This window comes from Morganella psychrotolerans (assembly GCF_001676155.1).
GTDB classification, from domain to species: domain Bacteria; phylum Pseudomonadota; class Gammaproteobacteria; order Enterobacterales; family Enterobacteriaceae; genus Morganella; species Morganella psychrotolerans.
In genome coordinates, this window is record NZ_LZEW01000001.1 from 118,100 (window position 1) to 134,280 (window position 16,181).

Sequence of the window (16,181 nt, forward strand, 5' to 3'; positions counted from 1 at the left end):
TTACTCTTTTACTCCCTGGTCAGGGGAAAGGATGTCAAATGAATAAAGTCATATCTGTATGCCCATACTGCGGCGCTGGTTGTAAATTAAATCTCTGTGTCGAAAACGGCAAAATAATTAAAGCTGAAGGTGCTGATGGTGTTACTAACCAGGGGCAACTGTGCCTGAAAGGGTTATATGGCTGGGATTTTCTGTACGATAATAAATTGCTGACAGCCAGGTTAAACCAACCGATGATCCGCCGGACAAAAGGTGGGCCGTTTGAAGTGGTCAGCTGGAGAGAAGCGATTAATTATACCGCGCATAAACTGAAAGAAATAAAAGAAAAGTATGGCGCAAAATCAATTATGTGTACCGGCTCCTCCCGCGGAACCGGTAATGAAACCAATTTTGTGATGCAGAAATTCGCCCGCGCCGTGTTGGGTAATAATAATGTGGATTGCTGTGCCCGAGTTTGTCATGGTCCTTCCGTTGCCGGATTGCAGGTCACATTAGGTAACGGCGCGATGAGTAATTCCATTGCGGATATCGAAAACTCAGATTGCTTATTGGTATTCGGTTATAACTGTGCGGATTCTCATCCGATTGTTGCCCGCCGGGTTATCAAAGCCAAAGAGAAAGGAGCGGAGATTATTGTTTGTGACCCGCGAAAAATAGAAACAGCCAAAATAGCCACACAGTATCTGCCGCTGAAAAACGGGTCGAATATGGCGCTGGTCAATGCCTTTGCTTATACCCTGATAGAAGAGAATCTTTACGATAAAAATTATGTAAATCAGCATACTGAAGGCTTTGAAGAGTATAAAAAAAGCGGTTCAGGGCTACAGCCCGGAAGCGGTTGAGGAGATTGTCGGTCTTTCTGCATTACAAATCCGTCAGGCGATGAGAACCTATGCGAAAGCGAAATCGGCAACCATTATGTGGGGGATGGGGGTTACACAGTTCGGGCAGGCGGTGGATGTGGTTAAAGGTCTTTCCGGTCTGGCTCTGCTGACAGGAAACCTGGGCAGACCGGGTGTCGGCGTGGCACCGGTCAGAGGACAAAATAATGTCCAGGGCGCGTGTGATATGGGCGTATTGCCTGATACCTTCCCCGGATATCAAAAAGTAACAGATGCAGATGCCCGGCAGAAATTTGCCCGCGAATGGGGGATCCCGTTTGAAGATATGGATCCCGATGTCGGTTATCGTATTACAGAAGTTCCTCACCTGGCGATAGAAGGTAAGGTAAAAGCTTATTACATCATGGGAGAAGATCCGTTACAGACAGAAGCGGATTTACAGCTTGTCCGTAAAGGCTTTGATGCCCTTGAGTTTGTTGTTGTACAAGATATTTTTATGACGAAAACGGCGGAGCAGGCCGATGTTATTTTGCCGTCCACAAGCTGGGGTGAGCATGGCGGTATCTTCACATGTGCTGACCGTGGATTTCAGCGGTTTGAAAAAGCGATTGAGCCACAGGGAAATGTAAAACGGGACTGGGAAATTATCTGCTTGCTGGCAACAGAAATGGGCTACCCGATGTCCTATGCCGACAATAATGCTATCTGGGATGAAGTCCGGAAACTCTGCCCGCTGTTTTATGGCGTAACATATGAAAAACTGGCGGGACTGGCTCATATTCAATGGCCATGTCTGACAACAGAGAGTCAGGGAACACCTTACCTGTATCAGAATAATGTGTTTGATACACCGACCGGTAAGGGGCAGTTATTTGCCGCAGAATGGCGCAAGCCTGCTGAGCTGCCTGATGACGAATATCCGCTTATCCTCTCAACAGTGCGTGAAGTCGGACACTATTCCTGCCGTTCTATGACCGGAAACTGCAAAGCATTAGCCTCCCTGGCGGATGAACCGGGCTATGTTCAGATTAACCCGGAAGCGGCCGGTAATTTAGGTATAAAAGATCAGGATATTGTCTGGGTGGAGTCACGCAGGGGAAAAGTGATGTCCCGTTGCAGTATCAACGATACGATTAATAAACCCGCGATTTATATGACATATCAGTGGTGGATTGGTGCCTGTAATGAATTAACGCAGGATAATCTTGACCCCGTATCTAAAACACCGGAAACAAAATACTGCGCTGCAAGAATAGTAAAAATTGATGACCAAAGAGCAGCCGAAGATCTTGTAAAAGAAAAATATTCGGGTATGCGGACCCGGCTAATCGGTTTGGTTGAGTCGGCAGAGAGGCTGATTTAATTAAAACGGGTAAAGTATAAAAATAATTAAAAGGGTCACTTATATTAAGTGATCCTTTTTTTTATTTCCCGGGCTGCTGTTTCTTTCGTATTATATAGCGTAAATTTGGATAAATAACGGACAGCAGAATAATTAAAATGCCTGCAATTTGTACCAATGTTATTTCTTCATTCAGTAAAATATAAGCAAAAATAATAGCAGAAGGCAATTCAACAGAGGAGAGTATTCCGCCTAATCCGGGACTTAACTGCGGCATTCCTTTGCTGAAACAAATTAAAGGAAAAACAACTGAAAATATGGCGATAACAGGTGCCCATCTGAATACAACCAACTGGTCATTAAATTCAATCTGATTCCCCAGAAACAGAATAAGAAAAAAAGACAGCACCAACAGAGACATACATTGCTCTCTGTATAGGATCGGCATCTTTAACAACAGAATTTGTTATCATCATCATACAGGCGTAAGCACAGGCAGAGCCAAATGCTAACATCACTCCAATCACAGATAACGTCATGTCAGCCGTAAAAATCTGTGTCGCCAGGACAGTGCCGATCATAATAAAAATAACGGCAATCATTTGATTTTTAGAGGGAATATTTCGTTTAAAAATAAAACCTAAAATCATTGTTATCCAGACTGATTGCATTAAAAGAACAGCTGAAACCGTCACTGATATAAACTGTAATGATGCAAAATATAATGTATTTGTACTGGCCATTGCTAATCCGGACAGCAGTAATTTTCCCCGCTGAATATTATTTAATGTGAATAGCCGTGAGTTTCTGCGGGTGAAATTAAGACATATCAGGATGAGGGCCGCACAAAAAACCTGAGAAAGTAATAAATTAGCCGGTAATGCGCCATTGCCTGCCGCCATTTTAAATAAGGAGGCGGGGATCCCGTAGCTTACCGCACCCAAAAAGACAATAACACTGGCATTTGTTTTCATTAATTTTTCCGGGTAATCATGATGTTATGTACATTATATACTATAAATAATTCGGGAGGCTATGGCATAGTTAATACCTAAGCATCCTGAAGTATGACGAGTATAGGCATTTAAGTCCCTCACTATCCAATATAAAGTGCGATATGTTTTATCACCCACATTAAATCGGATGTTCCCGGCTCAAATATTTTCGGATAGCATGAGTAGTGACTTTTAGATAACATCGTCGGTATATGAAGAAAAATAACGTTACAAGCATGATTGCAGGTGGCACTGTTCTGCTGACTCTGCTTATATTGTTGTCAGGTTTTATCCTGTCAATGAACAAAATATCGGGCAGTGATATTGATGATGGTCAGCAGATAGGTCACAGCATTTTTACCCTCTATGAAGGCAAAATGTATGCCGGCGTTCCGTCTGATGGTCAATATGTTATTGAGGCGGCAGATCCCGGGAGCTTTAAGGTATTATCTGATGATTATAAAGCACGCCAGTTTGCTGTTGATAAACACCATGCCTATTGCGGTAATCTGATTATTCCGGACTTTAATCCCGGAGCTGCAAAATCAATCGGAAATGGTTATTTTACGGATAACCAAAATACTATTTATTGTGCGCCGTTTACTAAACAAAATGAGGCAATTACAGGTTGGAAAAAGTTACGTGAGACCTGGCTTTATGGTTGGGATCTTGGTGGCAAACCACAGGCTTTTTATTATCCGACAGAAGTATTGCCTGCATCTGTGACACCTTACCAATTATTACCTGAAACCAGATTAGCCGGTAACGGAACCTCTGTTTTCTTTAACGGAAAACAAATGCCGGATGCTGACCCGAATACACTCACTGCGATTGATGTACAGCAAAGCGACCTCTCTGTACGTAAGAGCCATGTTTTTTATCGTGATAACCGTAATGTCTATTATCAGCATGATAAATTACCGCTAAAAAGCAATGCGTCATTATATGGTTTTTACATTGGTAATTTATTTCAGGACGCGTATCTTTTTGATCCGCAGTCAGGTCTGGTTGCGATGAATAATATCGTATTCCCTACAAAATTTGCACCTTATAAGGTTATCAGCCGCTATGGCGGGCATGTGAATCATGCTCTGTTTCTGTCGGAGCAGGGTGTTTATTTCTACGACAGGAAAAAAGAAAAAATAAGCAGGGCGGGCGATAATCCTTTTCCGGATAATAGTTGTCAGGAAATAGCGCCCATGATTTTTAATTGTAATAATAAAACCTATTATTTACAGGGTTCAGAGAGTTGGGGAACAAATAAATCTCCCGGTCTTATTTCCCGCAGTACGCATATTTGCCTTTTTGAGGGACACTCACCAGAAGCATGGGAGAAAACAGGCGATGTTATGAATCACCGTTATGGTGAAGTCTGGAAAAAAGGAAATAAATATTATTATTTTGACAGGCTGGGTGCAACCCAACTGGTTAGCCATACAATTTATGAAATTACTAATAATCAGACGCTTAACAGTCTGCTTAATGACAATTTACGACCAGACAATATACGTAAAATGGTGAAAGATGGCTATTTACAGCCGGTAACCTGTACAAGTGTTTTAAAAGCAAAAACACACTATAAAAAAAACATTTATGAGTGCTTTGGATATTTTTAGTGATGATTAGGTTTATAACAATCCGGCTAACCGGACAGGCTGCACTATACCCCGGGTAAAATAATATTTGACAAGTAAATGTAAATTCATAGAATATCACTTTCAAGGTCTTATTGACCCGTAAGCGTTTACGTTAATCAACGCATATAACTTTGTGCATTACAACGGTTATATGTTGTTATGTCGTAAATATACGGAGTCGTCTATGTCTTTTCAGGACAAAAATTATATCTTAGGTATTCCTAAACTTCCTCAGCGCGCCCTGATTTTTTTTAGTGCCATTTTTCTTATCTCTGGTAATGAGCGGAATTGTTTCCCTTATCAGTACGATTAAAGCCCTTGGTTTTTCATGGATTTTAGTCTCTCCATGGCTGACATCATGGGGATTATCATGGATGGTGGCATTTCCAACGGTCTTATTTGTACTGCCGTTTGCCCGTAAATTATCATTACTCTTAGTCAGGAATTCATAATATTTCACGGTAGGTTAAATATGCGCCGGAAGTGTGTTTTACCTTTTTCTGTAATAGTCACTTCCCGGTAGCCCGGTGTCCGGGTCAGCCAGCCTTTTTGTTCACAGTGTGTAAAAAATGCTGCACCGAGGTAACCGCCCAGATGAAAGCGGCGTTCACTCCAGTCCAGACAGCCGCAGCAAAAAACGCGTTTTGTGGCGGGGGTAAGTGATAATCCCAGTTGTGTCAGTGCCGTTTCACCTTCGGGGGTCAGCCCGTAACCCTCCGGCGTCAGCCAGTTTTTTTCCTGCATAGCCGCATAGATAGCAACAGCGGTTTCACCCGCCAGATGGTCATAGCATGTCCGCGCCAGTCGCAGATTGTCCGGAGTGGATGATTTGCGTGTAACAGCCGTGACCGGCATCTCGGTCAGTGCCATCATTTTCTCAAGTAATTCAGCCACATCCTGACCCGCAAGATGATAATAGCGGTGTCGTCCCTGCGGCAGGCAGGTGATTAGCTTACCCGTAACCAGCTTTGTCAGGTGGGCACTGGCAGTGGACGCACTGATTTCTGCGGCAATGCTCAGCTCAGTGGCAGTCCAGGATCTGCCGTCCATCAGCGCACAGAGTATTTTTATGCGTGACGGATCAGCCAGTGCCGCCGCGACTGTTGCGAGAGCACTTTCTAATTCAGGGGGCTGTTCCGTTATCATCATTTTTCCGGTTATTTATCTTCACGCGTAAAGGCGTATTCGCGACCGATTTCGGCAATGCGGATACGATAAAATGAGAATATATCTGCCTTGCCTTCCTGTTGCGCCTGTTGGTGTTGCTGATTTTGTTTCCATTTCAGTAAAGAGGCTTTATCTTCCCATAAAGAAAGTGACAGCAGTTTGCCCGGTGTGCTCAGGCTTTGAAAACGCTCAATCGAAATAAAACCTTCTGCATTTTCGAGCAACGGACGTAATGTTGCCGCAATTTCCAGGTAACGGGGTTGTTTATCTTCCGGCATTGATACTTCAAAAATAACAGCAAACATTTTATTCTCCTTTTACGGGGTGAGAAGGAGCATAACGGAAACGAATAAAAAACACTTTGATGAATAGCGAAATATGGATTATTTCATTAATTCAGCCTGAACCTGTTTCAGGCTGCGCACCCAGGGTTTGTTTGCTGTGATAGCTGCCGGTAGATTTTTGAGTGCGCGGCGGGCTGATGTTAAATCGGGATAATCGCCATAAACCAGAACATACCACTGACGCCCGTGACGGACAGTTTCATAGACTACGTAATTGGATAATTTATAGTGACGGGCGGTATCATATAGCCCTTCCGGCGTTGCGGCACTGCTGAGTTGCAATGTGTAATAGCGACCGGGGGCTGTGCGCAGATTATTGCCTGAATTCACGGCAGAAAGTGATTTTGTTTTCGGTGCAGCCGGGGATTTTATTATTTCTTGTGTCTTTTCCGGTGCGCTGCTCACCTGTACAGGTAGCGCCGGTGGATAAACGGTTTCTGACGGATAAATGGTCACCGGTGGCGGAAGGACAATGGTAATAGTTATTTCCTCCGGTATTTCCGGAGTGACCGGAGTTGCTTTGCGGGTCATCAAGTTTGCCTGTAATAATGAAAGAGGGTTGTTAAGATATATTTTTATCTGTTCAGCCTGTTTTTTTCCGCGATTAATTTGTGCCAGAAAAGGCGGCGTCACCGGAGTAGATTCTGCAACAGATAATATATATTTCATACCCTGAATGGCGGCAGCAGAATACGGGCTTTCCGGTAATCGCATACATTTTTGGATATCAGTTGGTTTGGTCAGGATCTCTTTTTGTGTAGGATCAGAAAGAATATCTTCTTTTATATCCTGCAATATATGTTGAGCGCGGTTAGCGGTTTCATCACCGGAAAGTGCGGATTTACCCAGCCACCAGCGCGCGCAGGAAATATCCTTGTCACCACCAACACCTGTATAAAATAATATGCCAAGATGAAATTTCCCAAGCGGATAACCCCGCAGGGCAGACTGATGGATATAATAACGCCCCTTTTCAGGGGATACGCTAATACCATCACCATTGATATATTGCACACCGAGATCATGAAGGGATTCAACGGTATCTTGTTTTTCATTAATAGTAATACTGAATGAACAGGGTATTACAGAGAGAGACAGTAGGGCTGCTGTTATACGGATAAAGCGTGTATTAAAAAAAGACCGTACAGATTTTTTTTCATAATAGTCTGGTTTTTTAAGTGTTATAACAGGGCAAAAAGATAAGTGCGTATACAGACACTTATCTTTTGTTATTATTTCAGTCCCAGTTCAGGATGAGCTTTGCAGAGCCGGTTGCCTGACCGGTTTTATTTTGCCCTTTGGAGCACAATACCCAATTGTATTTATTGGCTCCCGGTGTGAGTTTCATTTTTTCCAGCCCGGCGTTAGGGATAAAATAGACAATGCCGGGATAGCCATCCAACCGCCCGTTACATTGACCGGTCAGCGGAATATCTTTGCCGATAAAACCACGAACTTCTGCCGGGGCATCACTGCCGTCTTTCATGGTGAGAGCCATAGCATCAGTATAGCGACCTTTGGGTCCCTGAATTTCAACCGTGACCGGCGCATTTGTTGCATCATCACAATTAACAGTTAAATTACCGGTTTTATTTGCCAGCACCTGGTTATTTTTGGCATTACTTACATCTACCGGCGGGAAGGTAATAGTGTTATCTGTGCTGACGGTGCAATTACGGGGTCGGATAACATTAATTTCCATTTGGTCTGAAATTTTAATATTATATGCACCTGTTTGCGGTGCAACCTGAGCATAAACAGCACTGATTATTTTTTTCCCTGAGGTTGCATTCGGACCGATATACAATCGTAATGTACCTGATTGCATTGCTCCTCTTATCTCATCAAGATACAGTAAAGATCGGGTGCCGGTATTTATCGCACCACAAAATGGCCGGGTATTTCCGGATGTCACCATGCTGCCTGTATAGGTTAATGCATTGCTGTTGAATGAGGAAACCCAACCGCCCGGACCATAACTATATTTTTGAGCATTATCAGATAGTACAATTCTGTCCGTCGAGGATATTCCTTCAACGCCAACAATGACATCCTCATCAAATTTAAAACCAAATATTTTTTTATCTGAGCTCCAGCCATATAAACTACTATTATATCCATTGCACTGTATGAGTGGTGTGGGTTCTATAGTAATTGCTCCTGCTGTTGGTTTGCCTGATGGTGTATTGTAATAAGGTGACCAATTACCTGTATCCCTTTTCTGTGATGGATAAGTTACGGAATATGGAATATCCAGCGCTTCTCCGACTTTTATATCTTTTGCTATTGCTGATACAGAACCTGACATCAGTAAATAAAGTAAAATTATTTTGGTACGATTTTCGTTATTTTTAATTTTCATATTATCCTCTGATTTACTGTGCAGTGGTTATTAACCAGCGTGATTTAGAGTTTGGTGTAACTGAGGGGCTGGTAGTTTTGGTTGTAACATTGATTACCTCAGTTTGTGCCTCACCGCCCGCGCACTTATATGTCACCTGGCGGACAGGCATATCGTCTGTTGTGGTCAGATGGCGTAAATCGAAACTGACCTGACATTGCTGTTCATCGGATTCTCCCCACTTCACCTGCAATTTCCCGGTTTCCGGCAGCCCGGTCAGATAGACCTGACCCGCATCACCAACGATACTGCTGATACTTTCCCCTGCATTATCATCAATAAGCGTGGCAATCGCCCCGAACGGAACACTTTTTGCGCCGTGTCTGAGGGTCATCAGTACCTGATACCCAATCCGTGTGGCAAAATTTGCTTTTACAACAGCTCCTTTTGTCGGGTAAACATTGATGTTTGATTGTGTTAAATCGACATCATCCGGAAGTGTGGACGGATCAAGCCCGATGCTGTTTTTATTGTAATCAGCAAGATAAGGTGCGACGGCATAACCCCCGCTGTCAGTAACGGCACTTCCGCCGTTAACACTGGCACCGGCAGCGCCCGGGGCGCTGACTAATGCCACTGAATCACCCATTGAGCGACCGAATGTGACACCTTCGGAATGGATCAACATACCGCCTGACGCACTCATATTGACTGCCTGAGTATTGTCGCTGTAGCTGTAACCGGCACTGATATTGCCTTTATTTCCCTGATAACCGGTATTCAGATTTGTATTTGCAACCTGTCCCTGATTACCCCAGCTTTGCGTTGCGCCATAGGAGAGTTTGCTGTCCATCAGGCTGCCGCTCAGTCCGGTATTGTTTTGTGTTCTGCCGTTATTATCATGGGTCACAGAATAGGTGGCATACATGGATTGCAGATTCTGCCCGTAGCCGAACAGGCTGAACGGCACACTGACATTCAGGGATAACTGACGGTTTTCCGGCCAGTTATTGTTACTGTCTTTTACGCGGTCAATGTTGTAGTTCACGCCGTAACTGATGCCTTTGATACTGGTACTGTACCCGAGAGACATCCCGGTCAGTTTGCGGTCACTTCCCCAGTAATCATCGCGGTTGGCACGAAAATGCAGTGAACCGTAATCGCCCATCTGCTGGCTCAGCTGTGTCTGGAAGCTGCTGCGGCGGCGCTGTAATGTCCAGGGGCTGACTCCGTCCTCAAGACGATAGCCGTGACTGTTAAATTCACTGAAGTTATAGAAATGCTCAGTAGAGTAACGCAGAGCGGTTAAATCAACCGATGTTCCGGTCGACATCATACTTTTTGAGTAGCGGATCCGGTATGACTGACCGGTTTTGCGATCATCATCCTGCTTATTATCTCCGCCGAAGCGGACAGTTGAATGTGTCACATCAGCAGAAACCGCACCGAAATCGCCCAGGGAGATCCCGCTGCCCGCATTGAGCGCCTGATAATCTTTTGCCAGTAATGCACCGCCGAATAATGTCACATCATTATGCAGACCATAGATAACCGTCCCCATCATAAAATCGGAGCGGCGTGAGCTGGTGGTGATGTTGCCGTCATAGCGACCGGCGGCCATTTCATATTTCCAACCGCCCGGGCGCAGCATTACCGGCAGTGACGAATAGGGCACCACAAACTGACGTTCAGTGCCGTCTGCTTCGGTCACCGTGACATCATAGTCCCCTGATAATCCGGCCTGCTGAATATCATTTATGTAGAATGCGCCCGGGGCGACATAGGTTTCATAAACAATGTTGCCGTTCTGGCGCACGGTGATACGGGCATTACTGTTTGCTACGCCGCTTATCGCCGGAGCATAGCCGCGTAACTGACCGGGCAGCATCTGCTCATTGGAGGTCAGTTTTATGCCTTTAAAGGAAACACCGTCGAAAACATCACTGCCGGTACTGGTTTCACCGATTTGTAATGACGAGCGCAGCGCACGGATATCCCGGGCTATATAGGTATTGGAAAAATAGGTTCTGTTTTCACTGGTTGCGGATTGATCCCGCCCGCCGCTGTATTCAAAACGGGTATGGGTAATGTTGCTGCGCAGACGCCACGGACCTGCATTGGCTCCCGCACGGACGGAGGCGAACAGGTTGTTATTATGGGTTTTCATCCCGCCGTCATAGCTGTTGGTTGTGCGCCCGGCGCTCAGGTTATAGTTCGCCATCAGCGCGGGAATACCGTCATCCCATAAAGCAGGATCACTGTTACGGTTAATGACAGATTGCATGGCAACCTGCGGAACACTGATATCCAGACGCAGACGTGCCAGATCCAGCCGTGTCTCTGCCTGCGGGATAAGCGCGCCTAAATCGGTTACCGGCAAATCAGACGGCAGATTTTTTAAATCCGGGATCTGCGGAACATTAACACCGAATGTTTCCAGCTGCGCCGGTGTCAGTTCCGGCGCTATCTGACCTTTTGTGTTTTTGACAAAACTGAGTGTGTACTGACCTGTATCTTGCTGATTGATAAAAACGGATACCGTATATTCTCCCTCAGCCACGCCGCCCGCCTGTGAGAATGCGGACAAATCAACATCACTGTTTTCACCCGCAACACCTAAAAAGCCCGGGTCGAAATAATCATCTGCCATCACCGGCGAAGCGGCGGCAAATAACAGCCATGCCAGCGGACGGTAACGGAAAAAAGGGCGCCGGGGCGGTGTATTCATCATATTACGGGATACTTTCATTCTCTTCCTCTCTCCTGCGGATGCAGGAAACCCGCCGTTGCACCGGGAACGGGTTAATGTTTTATGCTTATTATGTGTTATCGGGCGGAGGTCAGCGGGCTGCTTATTATCTTACCCGGGCGACCGTCATCAGTTATTAACTGCCAGCGGATGTCGCCGGAAATACCCGGTTGCAGTGACCATTTTTGTTCAGAAAAAGGGGCAATCATCCGGTTATTACCTAATTCAGTTTCTGTGTTTCCGATAAAAAGTGTATTAAACGTGATGTAAAAGGGCGTCGGGTTTTTAACCGTCAGTTCGTTATTACTGCGCAGGAATTCAATTTGTTTTGCAATCTGTTCAATATCCGCTGGTGGCAGACCCGACGGGCGATAGAACAGTTTTAAATTATTTTGTGTGCTCATCACCAGACTGGTTTGTGTCTCATCACTGTTATGTTGTGCCGGAATCGCATTGAGTGCCAGGGTAAAAACAGACTCGCGATCGTGCGGCAGCGTATTTTTTGTCAGGCGGATACGCAGGGTCAGGGCGGTATCCGGTTCAAAACGGGTTAATGGCGGCAGCACAATAAAGGGTGTTTGTTCCGCATCATCATCACTGTTTTGCTGTTGCCCCGCATCCCGTGAAATTACCCTGGACTGCAATAAAAACGGGCGCAGAGTATTATTCGTCAGCGTATAGGTAATGCCGTTGCGGACGTCACCCGGATAAATGACCCGCGTTGTACTGAGCGTGATCCCGTCCTGTGCGGAGGCGATGTTTCCGGCGGTGGCAAAAAAAGGTACCGCACTGACACTCAAAACAGATAACAGACTGATGGCGCGATAAAAATTACGGGGACTCATGAGTGAATTCTCCCGAAGTTACCGCTGCTGTTAAGGTCTGACCGGCATCACCGAAATCAGTGATAACAGACCACTGCACCTGTGATGGCGTACCACTGACCGCATAAGTATTGGCGGAGAAGGGCGCTATCATCGGATTGGCATCCTGTACATTGACCGGCTGCTGATTAACTGACAGTGCCGCCAGGGTCAGATAGTACGGCGTCGGGTTATTTACCTGAATCTGCCCGCCGTGTTGACGGAAAGTCAGTTTTTCTGCCGCTTCCTGAAAACCGGGTTTTAATCCTGCCGGGCGGTAAAATAATTTAATCACATTGCGGATCCCGACAGAGACCTGCGCGCTGGTCATATTTTCCCCGGGCGTACCGGTTTTACTGACTGCGGGGATCGCCAGCAGGCTGAGATAAAAAACAGACTCACGGTCTGCCGGTAACTGTGCGGTGCCGTTGCGGACAATCAGTGCGGTACTCTGACTCTCTTTTTCCAGCCGGAACATCGGCGGGGTAACAATAAAAGGCGGTGTTATTAACTGCGGATTATTGCCATCCGGTGTGTTCATCACTTCTGTTTTAATCAGATACACCTGCTGACCATTATTTTTAATGACCGCTTTGGCGGTGTTGTTTTGTCCGCTAAATATCACGCGTGTCTGACCCAGACGAAGTCCGCCTTCCGCCGCGTGTACAGCGGTTGTCAGCGACATCAGGGTTAATGTCAGTATTGCGAAGTGGCGGAAAAAATGGATTTTTGTCATAACATCCCCGGTATCAGTCGTATAAAAAGGCAAAAGTGACAGTTGCTTTAAGCTCGCCGCCCTGTAAACCGGAGGCTGGCGTACAGGTTCCGCAAGATAAATAGCCTTTGAATTCCAGCGGGCCGTTTAGTACCGTGACAGCATTATTGCCGTCTGCCGGCCAGTTTTTTGCCTTAATCAGCCCGTTGGCAGCGGTATTACTGTTTGCCTCAAAGCGGGTATTTCCGTCGGTCGCCAGCCGGATGCCATATCCTTTTGTGGTACTGGCTGCATCGGCAAATAATTTTGTGTCACCGCTGCCGGTTATGGTATTTCCGGAGACGGATAATTTCGGCGCCATAAAATATCCCTGACAGCCGGAGAGCGTGACACTGAATTGCCGGAAACGTTTATCACCCGCGATGGAATCATCGGCAACCGGTGCGCCGTCAGCAAACGGGAGTTCCGCCGGAGCGGTAACTTCACAACTGCCGCCGTAAAACGTGGCATTGAAGTTAATCACCTGTGAGTTGCTGCCTGCCCGGGCGGTGGTCAGGGATAAAAACAGCATGGTTGCCAGGGCGGAAATACGTAATTCAGGTGTCATCATCATGGGTATGTAGCCCGTGGTCAGTTATATTCAAATTTAAAGGCAACAGAGGCTTTCAGTTCACCACCCTGAATATCGGCATCAGCAGCACAGTCGCCGCAACTGACTGAGGCTATAACAGGGATCGTCCCGTTCAGTGATGACGCCATTGTGGTGGCCCATGTTTTAGTTTCTGCGGTAATTTTCATATCAGCAGCAAGGTTGTCACTCGTCTTGAAATTGGTATTGCCCTTTGTGGTCAGCAAAATACCGTAACCTTTGGTGGTACTGGTATTACTGAGAAATAACGGCTTTCCTGATGTATTGCTGACATCACCTTCCAGTGTGATTGACGGTACCAGACCATATCCTTTGCAGCCTGACAGGGTCAGATTGAAAGAGGCTTCAGGGCCGGTACCGGCGGCGATATCTTCTGATGCAATGACAGCACCGCTGTTAACGGACACAGTCGGTGGGGCGCTGATATTACAGGCTCCGCCGACAATGGTGGCGGTAAAGGCCGTTGTCGCAGAAGTGGCTGCCTGTGCGCTCGGAAGTAAAGCGAAAACCAGTGCGCCCGGCAGGGTAAAAACAAAAAATAACTTTCTAATCAAATGCATAATGGTATTCCGCTATCAATCGGTTACTGAAATATCAGATTAAACGTGAGTGCTGCCGAAAATGTGCCCGCCGTTGCGGGACCATCAAGCGGACCTACCAGTCCGACCAGGAAGGTTTCTTCTGTACGGTACTGATTTTCAGCATTCACCGGACTGAGAGAGATCTGTTTGCCGCGTTTAACTGCCTTGCCGGTATCGTAAAAATCACTCAGAGACAACGGCTGCCCCTCACTCAGGCGCAGCATAAAACCGGCGCTGTTGGGTGTACCATCCAGAAAAACGGTATCGCTGTTGTAAGGGGTATTCCCCTGCAATGTGACTTTGGGTGTCAGTTTTCCGGTTTTACCGGTGCAGGTAAAAACAGCCTGCAACGGTTTGATTTCATGTGTTGTCACCGCGCCCTGAAAATCAGATGTGCGCTGCGGTGTGAATGTCAGTACAGACGCAACTGTCATGCCGCACCCGATATCGTCGGTGATAACCGCACTGATTTCGGTAACATCAGCACGGGCGGTCAGTGATGCACTGAACAGCGCCAGACACAGCACCGGCAGATATTTACCGGACCTGACCATAAAACACCTCCGTTGCGCCGTAGTCATTGATGGCTTTCCATTCGGCGCGTCCCTGATGCGGTGCGTTGACGAAGGTATTGCTGGCAAATGGTGCGACCATGGTGCTGCCGTTTTTAATACTCATCGCAACTTTACGCCCATTAATATTCAGAGTGTCCAGCGAGACGTAATACGGCGACGGATTGGTGACTTTCAGTCCGTTTCCGGCAGCTGAAAATTGCAGTGACTGCATCGCCTGCTGTTGCGTCATGCCAAGACCGGCAGGGCGATAAAATAATTTGATAACATTACCGGTTGAAACCTGTAGCGTACCGCCGATATGACTCTGCTGACTGCTGTTATCTTTTTCACCGGCCGGTACAGCGATGGTGTGCAAATAAAAGACAGATTCTTTGTTTTGCGGTAATTCCCCGGGTTTTTTCATAATCCGGATTTGGTTGGTTGATCCCGGTTCCAGACGGAACAGAGACGGTGTTACTAAAAACGGGGTATCCGCATTGTCGCCTGTTGGTGTCTGCAATATCTGCGTTTTGACCAGATAGGGTGTCAGTGAGTTTGATGAACTGGTTATCCCGACACTTTTTCCTGCGGTGTCGTCAGCTGCCTGAAAAATAACCCGGGTGTTATCAATGGCTATCCCGGCAGAGGCTGATGCGGAGAGTAAAACTAAACTTCCGATAACATAATGAATTACAGTGATTTTTTTCATATTTCTCTCCGTGTCACTCTCAGGAACAGGGCAGAGCGGTAGACCGCTCTGCCGGAACAACAGATATCAGTTATCAGTTAACGATATAAGCCACCAGGATTGGTGCGCTGTAAGCGCCCGCTACAGGAGAACTGTTGGTTGTTGCCATACCCACTTTAAATGTGTACTGACCGCTGGTTTCTTCTGCATCAAGGGCGACGATTGCACCTTTACCGTTAGTCAGGCTCTGACCGTTAGTGTCCTGAATCATAAAGCCGGTAGTCTGGGTATCCTGAGCAACAAAGACGTTTTGCTCGTTGTTACCGGTGGACGTAACGCCCTGAACAATTAATTCACCGTTTTCGCCTTTCGCACAACCGGTCAGGGTAACCGGCATATCAACCTGCTGATTTGTAATTGCATTTGCCGCGGTGAAGCTGGCATCGGCACCGCCGACTTTGGTATTGAATACGCCCACGTTCAGAACAGATTTACCGCCGTTGATCGTAACGTCACAGGTGGTATCAGTCAGAATGCCCTGAAGAGTGACTTCCGATGATGGCGCGGCAACCGCATTCAGGCTGACAGCAGACATACCGGTAATCAGTGCAACAGAAAGTAATTGAGTTTTAAACGTCATATAAAATTCCTATCAATATTCTAGTTAAAATAAAAAGTGCAGGTGAAACAATGGGCATCAATTATCCCTTAGAG

15 protein-coding genes and 2 pseudogenes are annotated in these 16,181 nt (G+C 46.3%); 3 read left to right on the forward strand and 14 right to left on the reverse strand.

All coding sequences use genetic code 11. The features are described from left to right. Nucleotides 1-38 precede the first annotated feature (38 nt). Nucleotides 39-2,205: pseudogene (gene fdhF / locus AYY16_RS00505) on the forward strand (formate dehydrogenase subunit alpha). A gap of 61 nt (nt 2,206-2,266) precedes the next feature. Here fdhF and AYY16_RS21600 read toward each other — a convergent pair. Then, entirely contained in the window at nt 2,267-2,632 is a 366-nt protein-coding gene (locus AYY16_RS21600) for an EamA family transporter (protein ID WP_082970534.1), read from the reverse strand. Next, complete coding sequence (locus AYY16_RS00515; protein WP_067360653.1) at nt 2,550-3,158, reverse strand: EamA family transporter; 609 nt, start codon at nt 3,156-3,158, stop codon at nt 2,550-2,552. Before AYY16_RS00515 ends, AYY16_RS21600 begins: the two co-directional genes overlap by 83 nt. Nucleotides 3,159-3,478: 320 nt before the next feature. Here AYY16_RS00515 and AYY16_RS00520 point away from each other — a divergent pair, with 320 nt between their 5' ends. After that, entirely contained in the window at nt 3,479-4,795 is a 1,317-nt protein-coding gene (locus AYY16_RS00520; protein WP_235846177.1) for a DKNYY domain-containing protein, read from the forward strand. A 205-nt stretch (nt 4,796-5,000) separates the two neighbouring features. Beyond that, nucleotides 5,001-5,268: pseudogene (locus AYY16_RS19455) on the forward strand (DUF2798 domain-containing protein). 4 nt (nt 5,269-5,272) lie between these two features. Here the strand turns inward: AYY16_RS19455 and AYY16_RS00530 are convergent. The 12 genes from AYY16_RS00530 to AYY16_RS00585 all read right to left on the reverse strand — a co-directional run bounded on the left by AYY16_RS00530 (nt 5,273) and on the right by AYY16_RS00585 (nt 16,107). Further along, nucleotides 5,273-5,962, reverse strand: coding sequence for an ArsR/SmtB family transcription factor (locus tag AYY16_RS00530; protein ID WP_067360662.1), 690 nt, complete (start codon nt 5,960-5,962; stop codon nt 5,273-5,275). A gap of 11 nt (nt 5,963-5,973) precedes the next feature. Beyond that, nucleotides 5,974-6,288, reverse strand: a complete 315-nt coding sequence (locus AYY16_RS00535) for an antibiotic biosynthesis monooxygenase family protein (protein ID WP_067360665.1) — start codon at nt 6,286-6,288, stop codon at nt 5,974-5,976. Nucleotides 6,289-6,366: 78 nt separating this feature from the next. After that, nucleotides 6,367-7,563, reverse strand: coding sequence for an SPOR domain-containing protein (locus tag AYY16_RS00540; protein WP_328585664.1), 1,197 nt, complete (start codon nt 7,561-7,563; stop codon nt 6,367-6,369). 1 nt (nt 7,564) lies between these two features. Next, nucleotides 7,565-8,689 (reverse strand): hypothetical protein, encoded by a 1,125-nt coding sequence (locus AYY16_RS00545; RefSeq protein WP_067360670.1) that lies wholly within the window; start codon nt 8,687-8,689, stop codon nt 7,565-7,567. 13 nt (nt 8,690-8,702) lie between these two features. Beyond that, on the reverse strand, nt 8,703-11,417 hold the full coding sequence (locus AYY16_RS00550; RefSeq protein WP_082970536.1) for a fimbria/pilus outer membrane usher protein: 2,715 nt from the start codon (nt 11,415-11,417) through the stop codon (nt 8,703-8,705). A gap of 77 nt (nt 11,418-11,494) precedes the next feature. Then, nucleotides 11,495-12,262, reverse strand: coding sequence for a fimbrial biogenesis chaperone (locus tag AYY16_RS00555; protein ID WP_067360673.1), 768 nt, complete (start codon nt 12,260-12,262; stop codon nt 11,495-11,497). Next, nucleotides 12,249-13,016 (reverse strand): fimbrial biogenesis chaperone, encoded by a 768-nt coding sequence (locus AYY16_RS00560; protein ID WP_067360676.1) that lies wholly within the window; start codon nt 13,014-13,016, stop codon nt 12,249-12,251. Before AYY16_RS00560 ends, AYY16_RS00555 begins: the two co-directional genes overlap by 14 nt. A gap of 13 nt (nt 13,017-13,029) precedes the next feature. Continuing rightward, on the reverse strand, nt 13,030-13,608 hold the full coding sequence (locus AYY16_RS00565) for a fimbrial protein (RefSeq protein WP_223861176.1): 579 nt from the start codon (nt 13,606-13,608) through the stop codon (nt 13,030-13,032). 17 nt (nt 13,609-13,625) lie between these two features. Further along, nucleotides 13,626-14,204, reverse strand: coding sequence for a fimbrial protein (locus tag AYY16_RS00570; protein WP_067360679.1), 579 nt, complete (start codon nt 14,202-14,204; stop codon nt 13,626-13,628). A 23-nt stretch (nt 14,205-14,227) separates the two neighbouring features. Then, the gene (locus AYY16_RS00575) at nt 14,228-14,779 is read right to left on the reverse strand and encodes a fimbrial protein (RefSeq protein ID WP_067360682.1); all 552 of its coding nucleotides are present in this window, start codon (nt 14,777-14,779) and stop codon (nt 14,228-14,230) included. After that, nucleotides 14,763-15,488 (reverse strand): fimbrial biogenesis chaperone, encoded by a 726-nt coding sequence (locus AYY16_RS00580; protein WP_067360685.1) that lies wholly within the window; start codon nt 15,486-15,488, stop codon nt 14,763-14,765. The genes AYY16_RS00575 and AYY16_RS00580 overlap by 17 nt, the downstream gene beginning before the upstream one ends. Before the next feature lie 73 nt (nt 15,489-15,561). Continuing rightward, a complete protein-coding gene (locus tag AYY16_RS00585) occupies nt 15,562-16,107 on the reverse strand; it encodes a fimbrial protein (protein WP_067360687.1) in 546 nt (181 codons plus the stop codon). Between the last annotated feature and the right edge of the window lie 74 nt (nt 16,108-16,181).

Coding starts and splice junctions, on each gene's coding strand:
- AYY16_RS00555 (WP_067360673.1), bottom strand. CDS start 12,262: ATGAGTCCCCGTAATTTTTATCGCGCCATCAGTCTGTTATCTGTTTTG.
- AYY16_RS00575 (WP_067360682.1), bottom strand. CDS start 14,779: ATGGTCAGGTCCGGTAAATATCTGCCGGTGCTGTGTCTGGCGCTGTTC.
- AYY16_RS00530 (WP_067360662.1), bottom strand. CDS start 5,962: ATGATAACGGAACAGCCCCCTGAATTAGAAAGTGCTCTCGCAACAGTC.
- AYY16_RS21600 (WP_082970534.1), bottom strand. CDS start 2,632: ATGCCGATCCTATACAGAGAGCAATGTATGTCTCTGTTGGTGCTGTCT.
- AYY16_RS00520 (WP_235846177.1), top strand. CDS start 3,479: ATGAACAAAATATCGGGCAGTGATATTGATGATGGTCAGCAGATAGGT.
- AYY16_RS00580 (WP_067360685.1), bottom strand. CDS start 15,488: ATGAAAAAAATCACTGTAATTCATTATGTTATCGGAAGTTTAGTTTTA.
- AYY16_RS00570 (WP_067360679.1), bottom strand. CDS start 14,204: ATGCATTTGATTAGAAAGTTATTTTTTGTTTTTACCCTGCCGGGCGCA.
- AYY16_RS00535 (WP_067360665.1), bottom strand. CDS start 6,288: ATGTTTGCTGTTATTTTTGAAGTATCAATGCCGGAAGATAAACAACCC.
- AYY16_RS00545 (WP_067360670.1), bottom strand. CDS start 8,689: ATGAAAATTAAAAATAACGAAAATCGTACCAAAATAATTTTACTTTAT.
- AYY16_RS00565 (WP_223861176.1), bottom strand. CDS start 13,608: ATGATGATGACACCTGAATTACGTATTTCCGCCCTGGCAACCATGCTG.
- AYY16_RS00515 (WP_067360653.1), bottom strand. CDS start 3,158: ATGAAAACAAATGCCAGTGTTATTGTCTTTTTGGGTGCGGTAAGCTAC.
- AYY16_RS00585 (WP_067360687.1), bottom strand. CDS start 16,107: ATGACGTTTAAAACTCAATTACTTTCTGTTGCACTGATTACCGGTATG.
- AYY16_RS00550 (WP_082970536.1), bottom strand. CDS start 11,417: ATGAAAGTATCCCGTAATATGATGAATACACCGCCCCGGCGCCCTTTT.
- AYY16_RS00560 (WP_067360676.1), bottom strand. CDS start 13,016: ATGACAAAAATCCATTTTTTCCGCCACTTCGCAATACTGACATTAACC.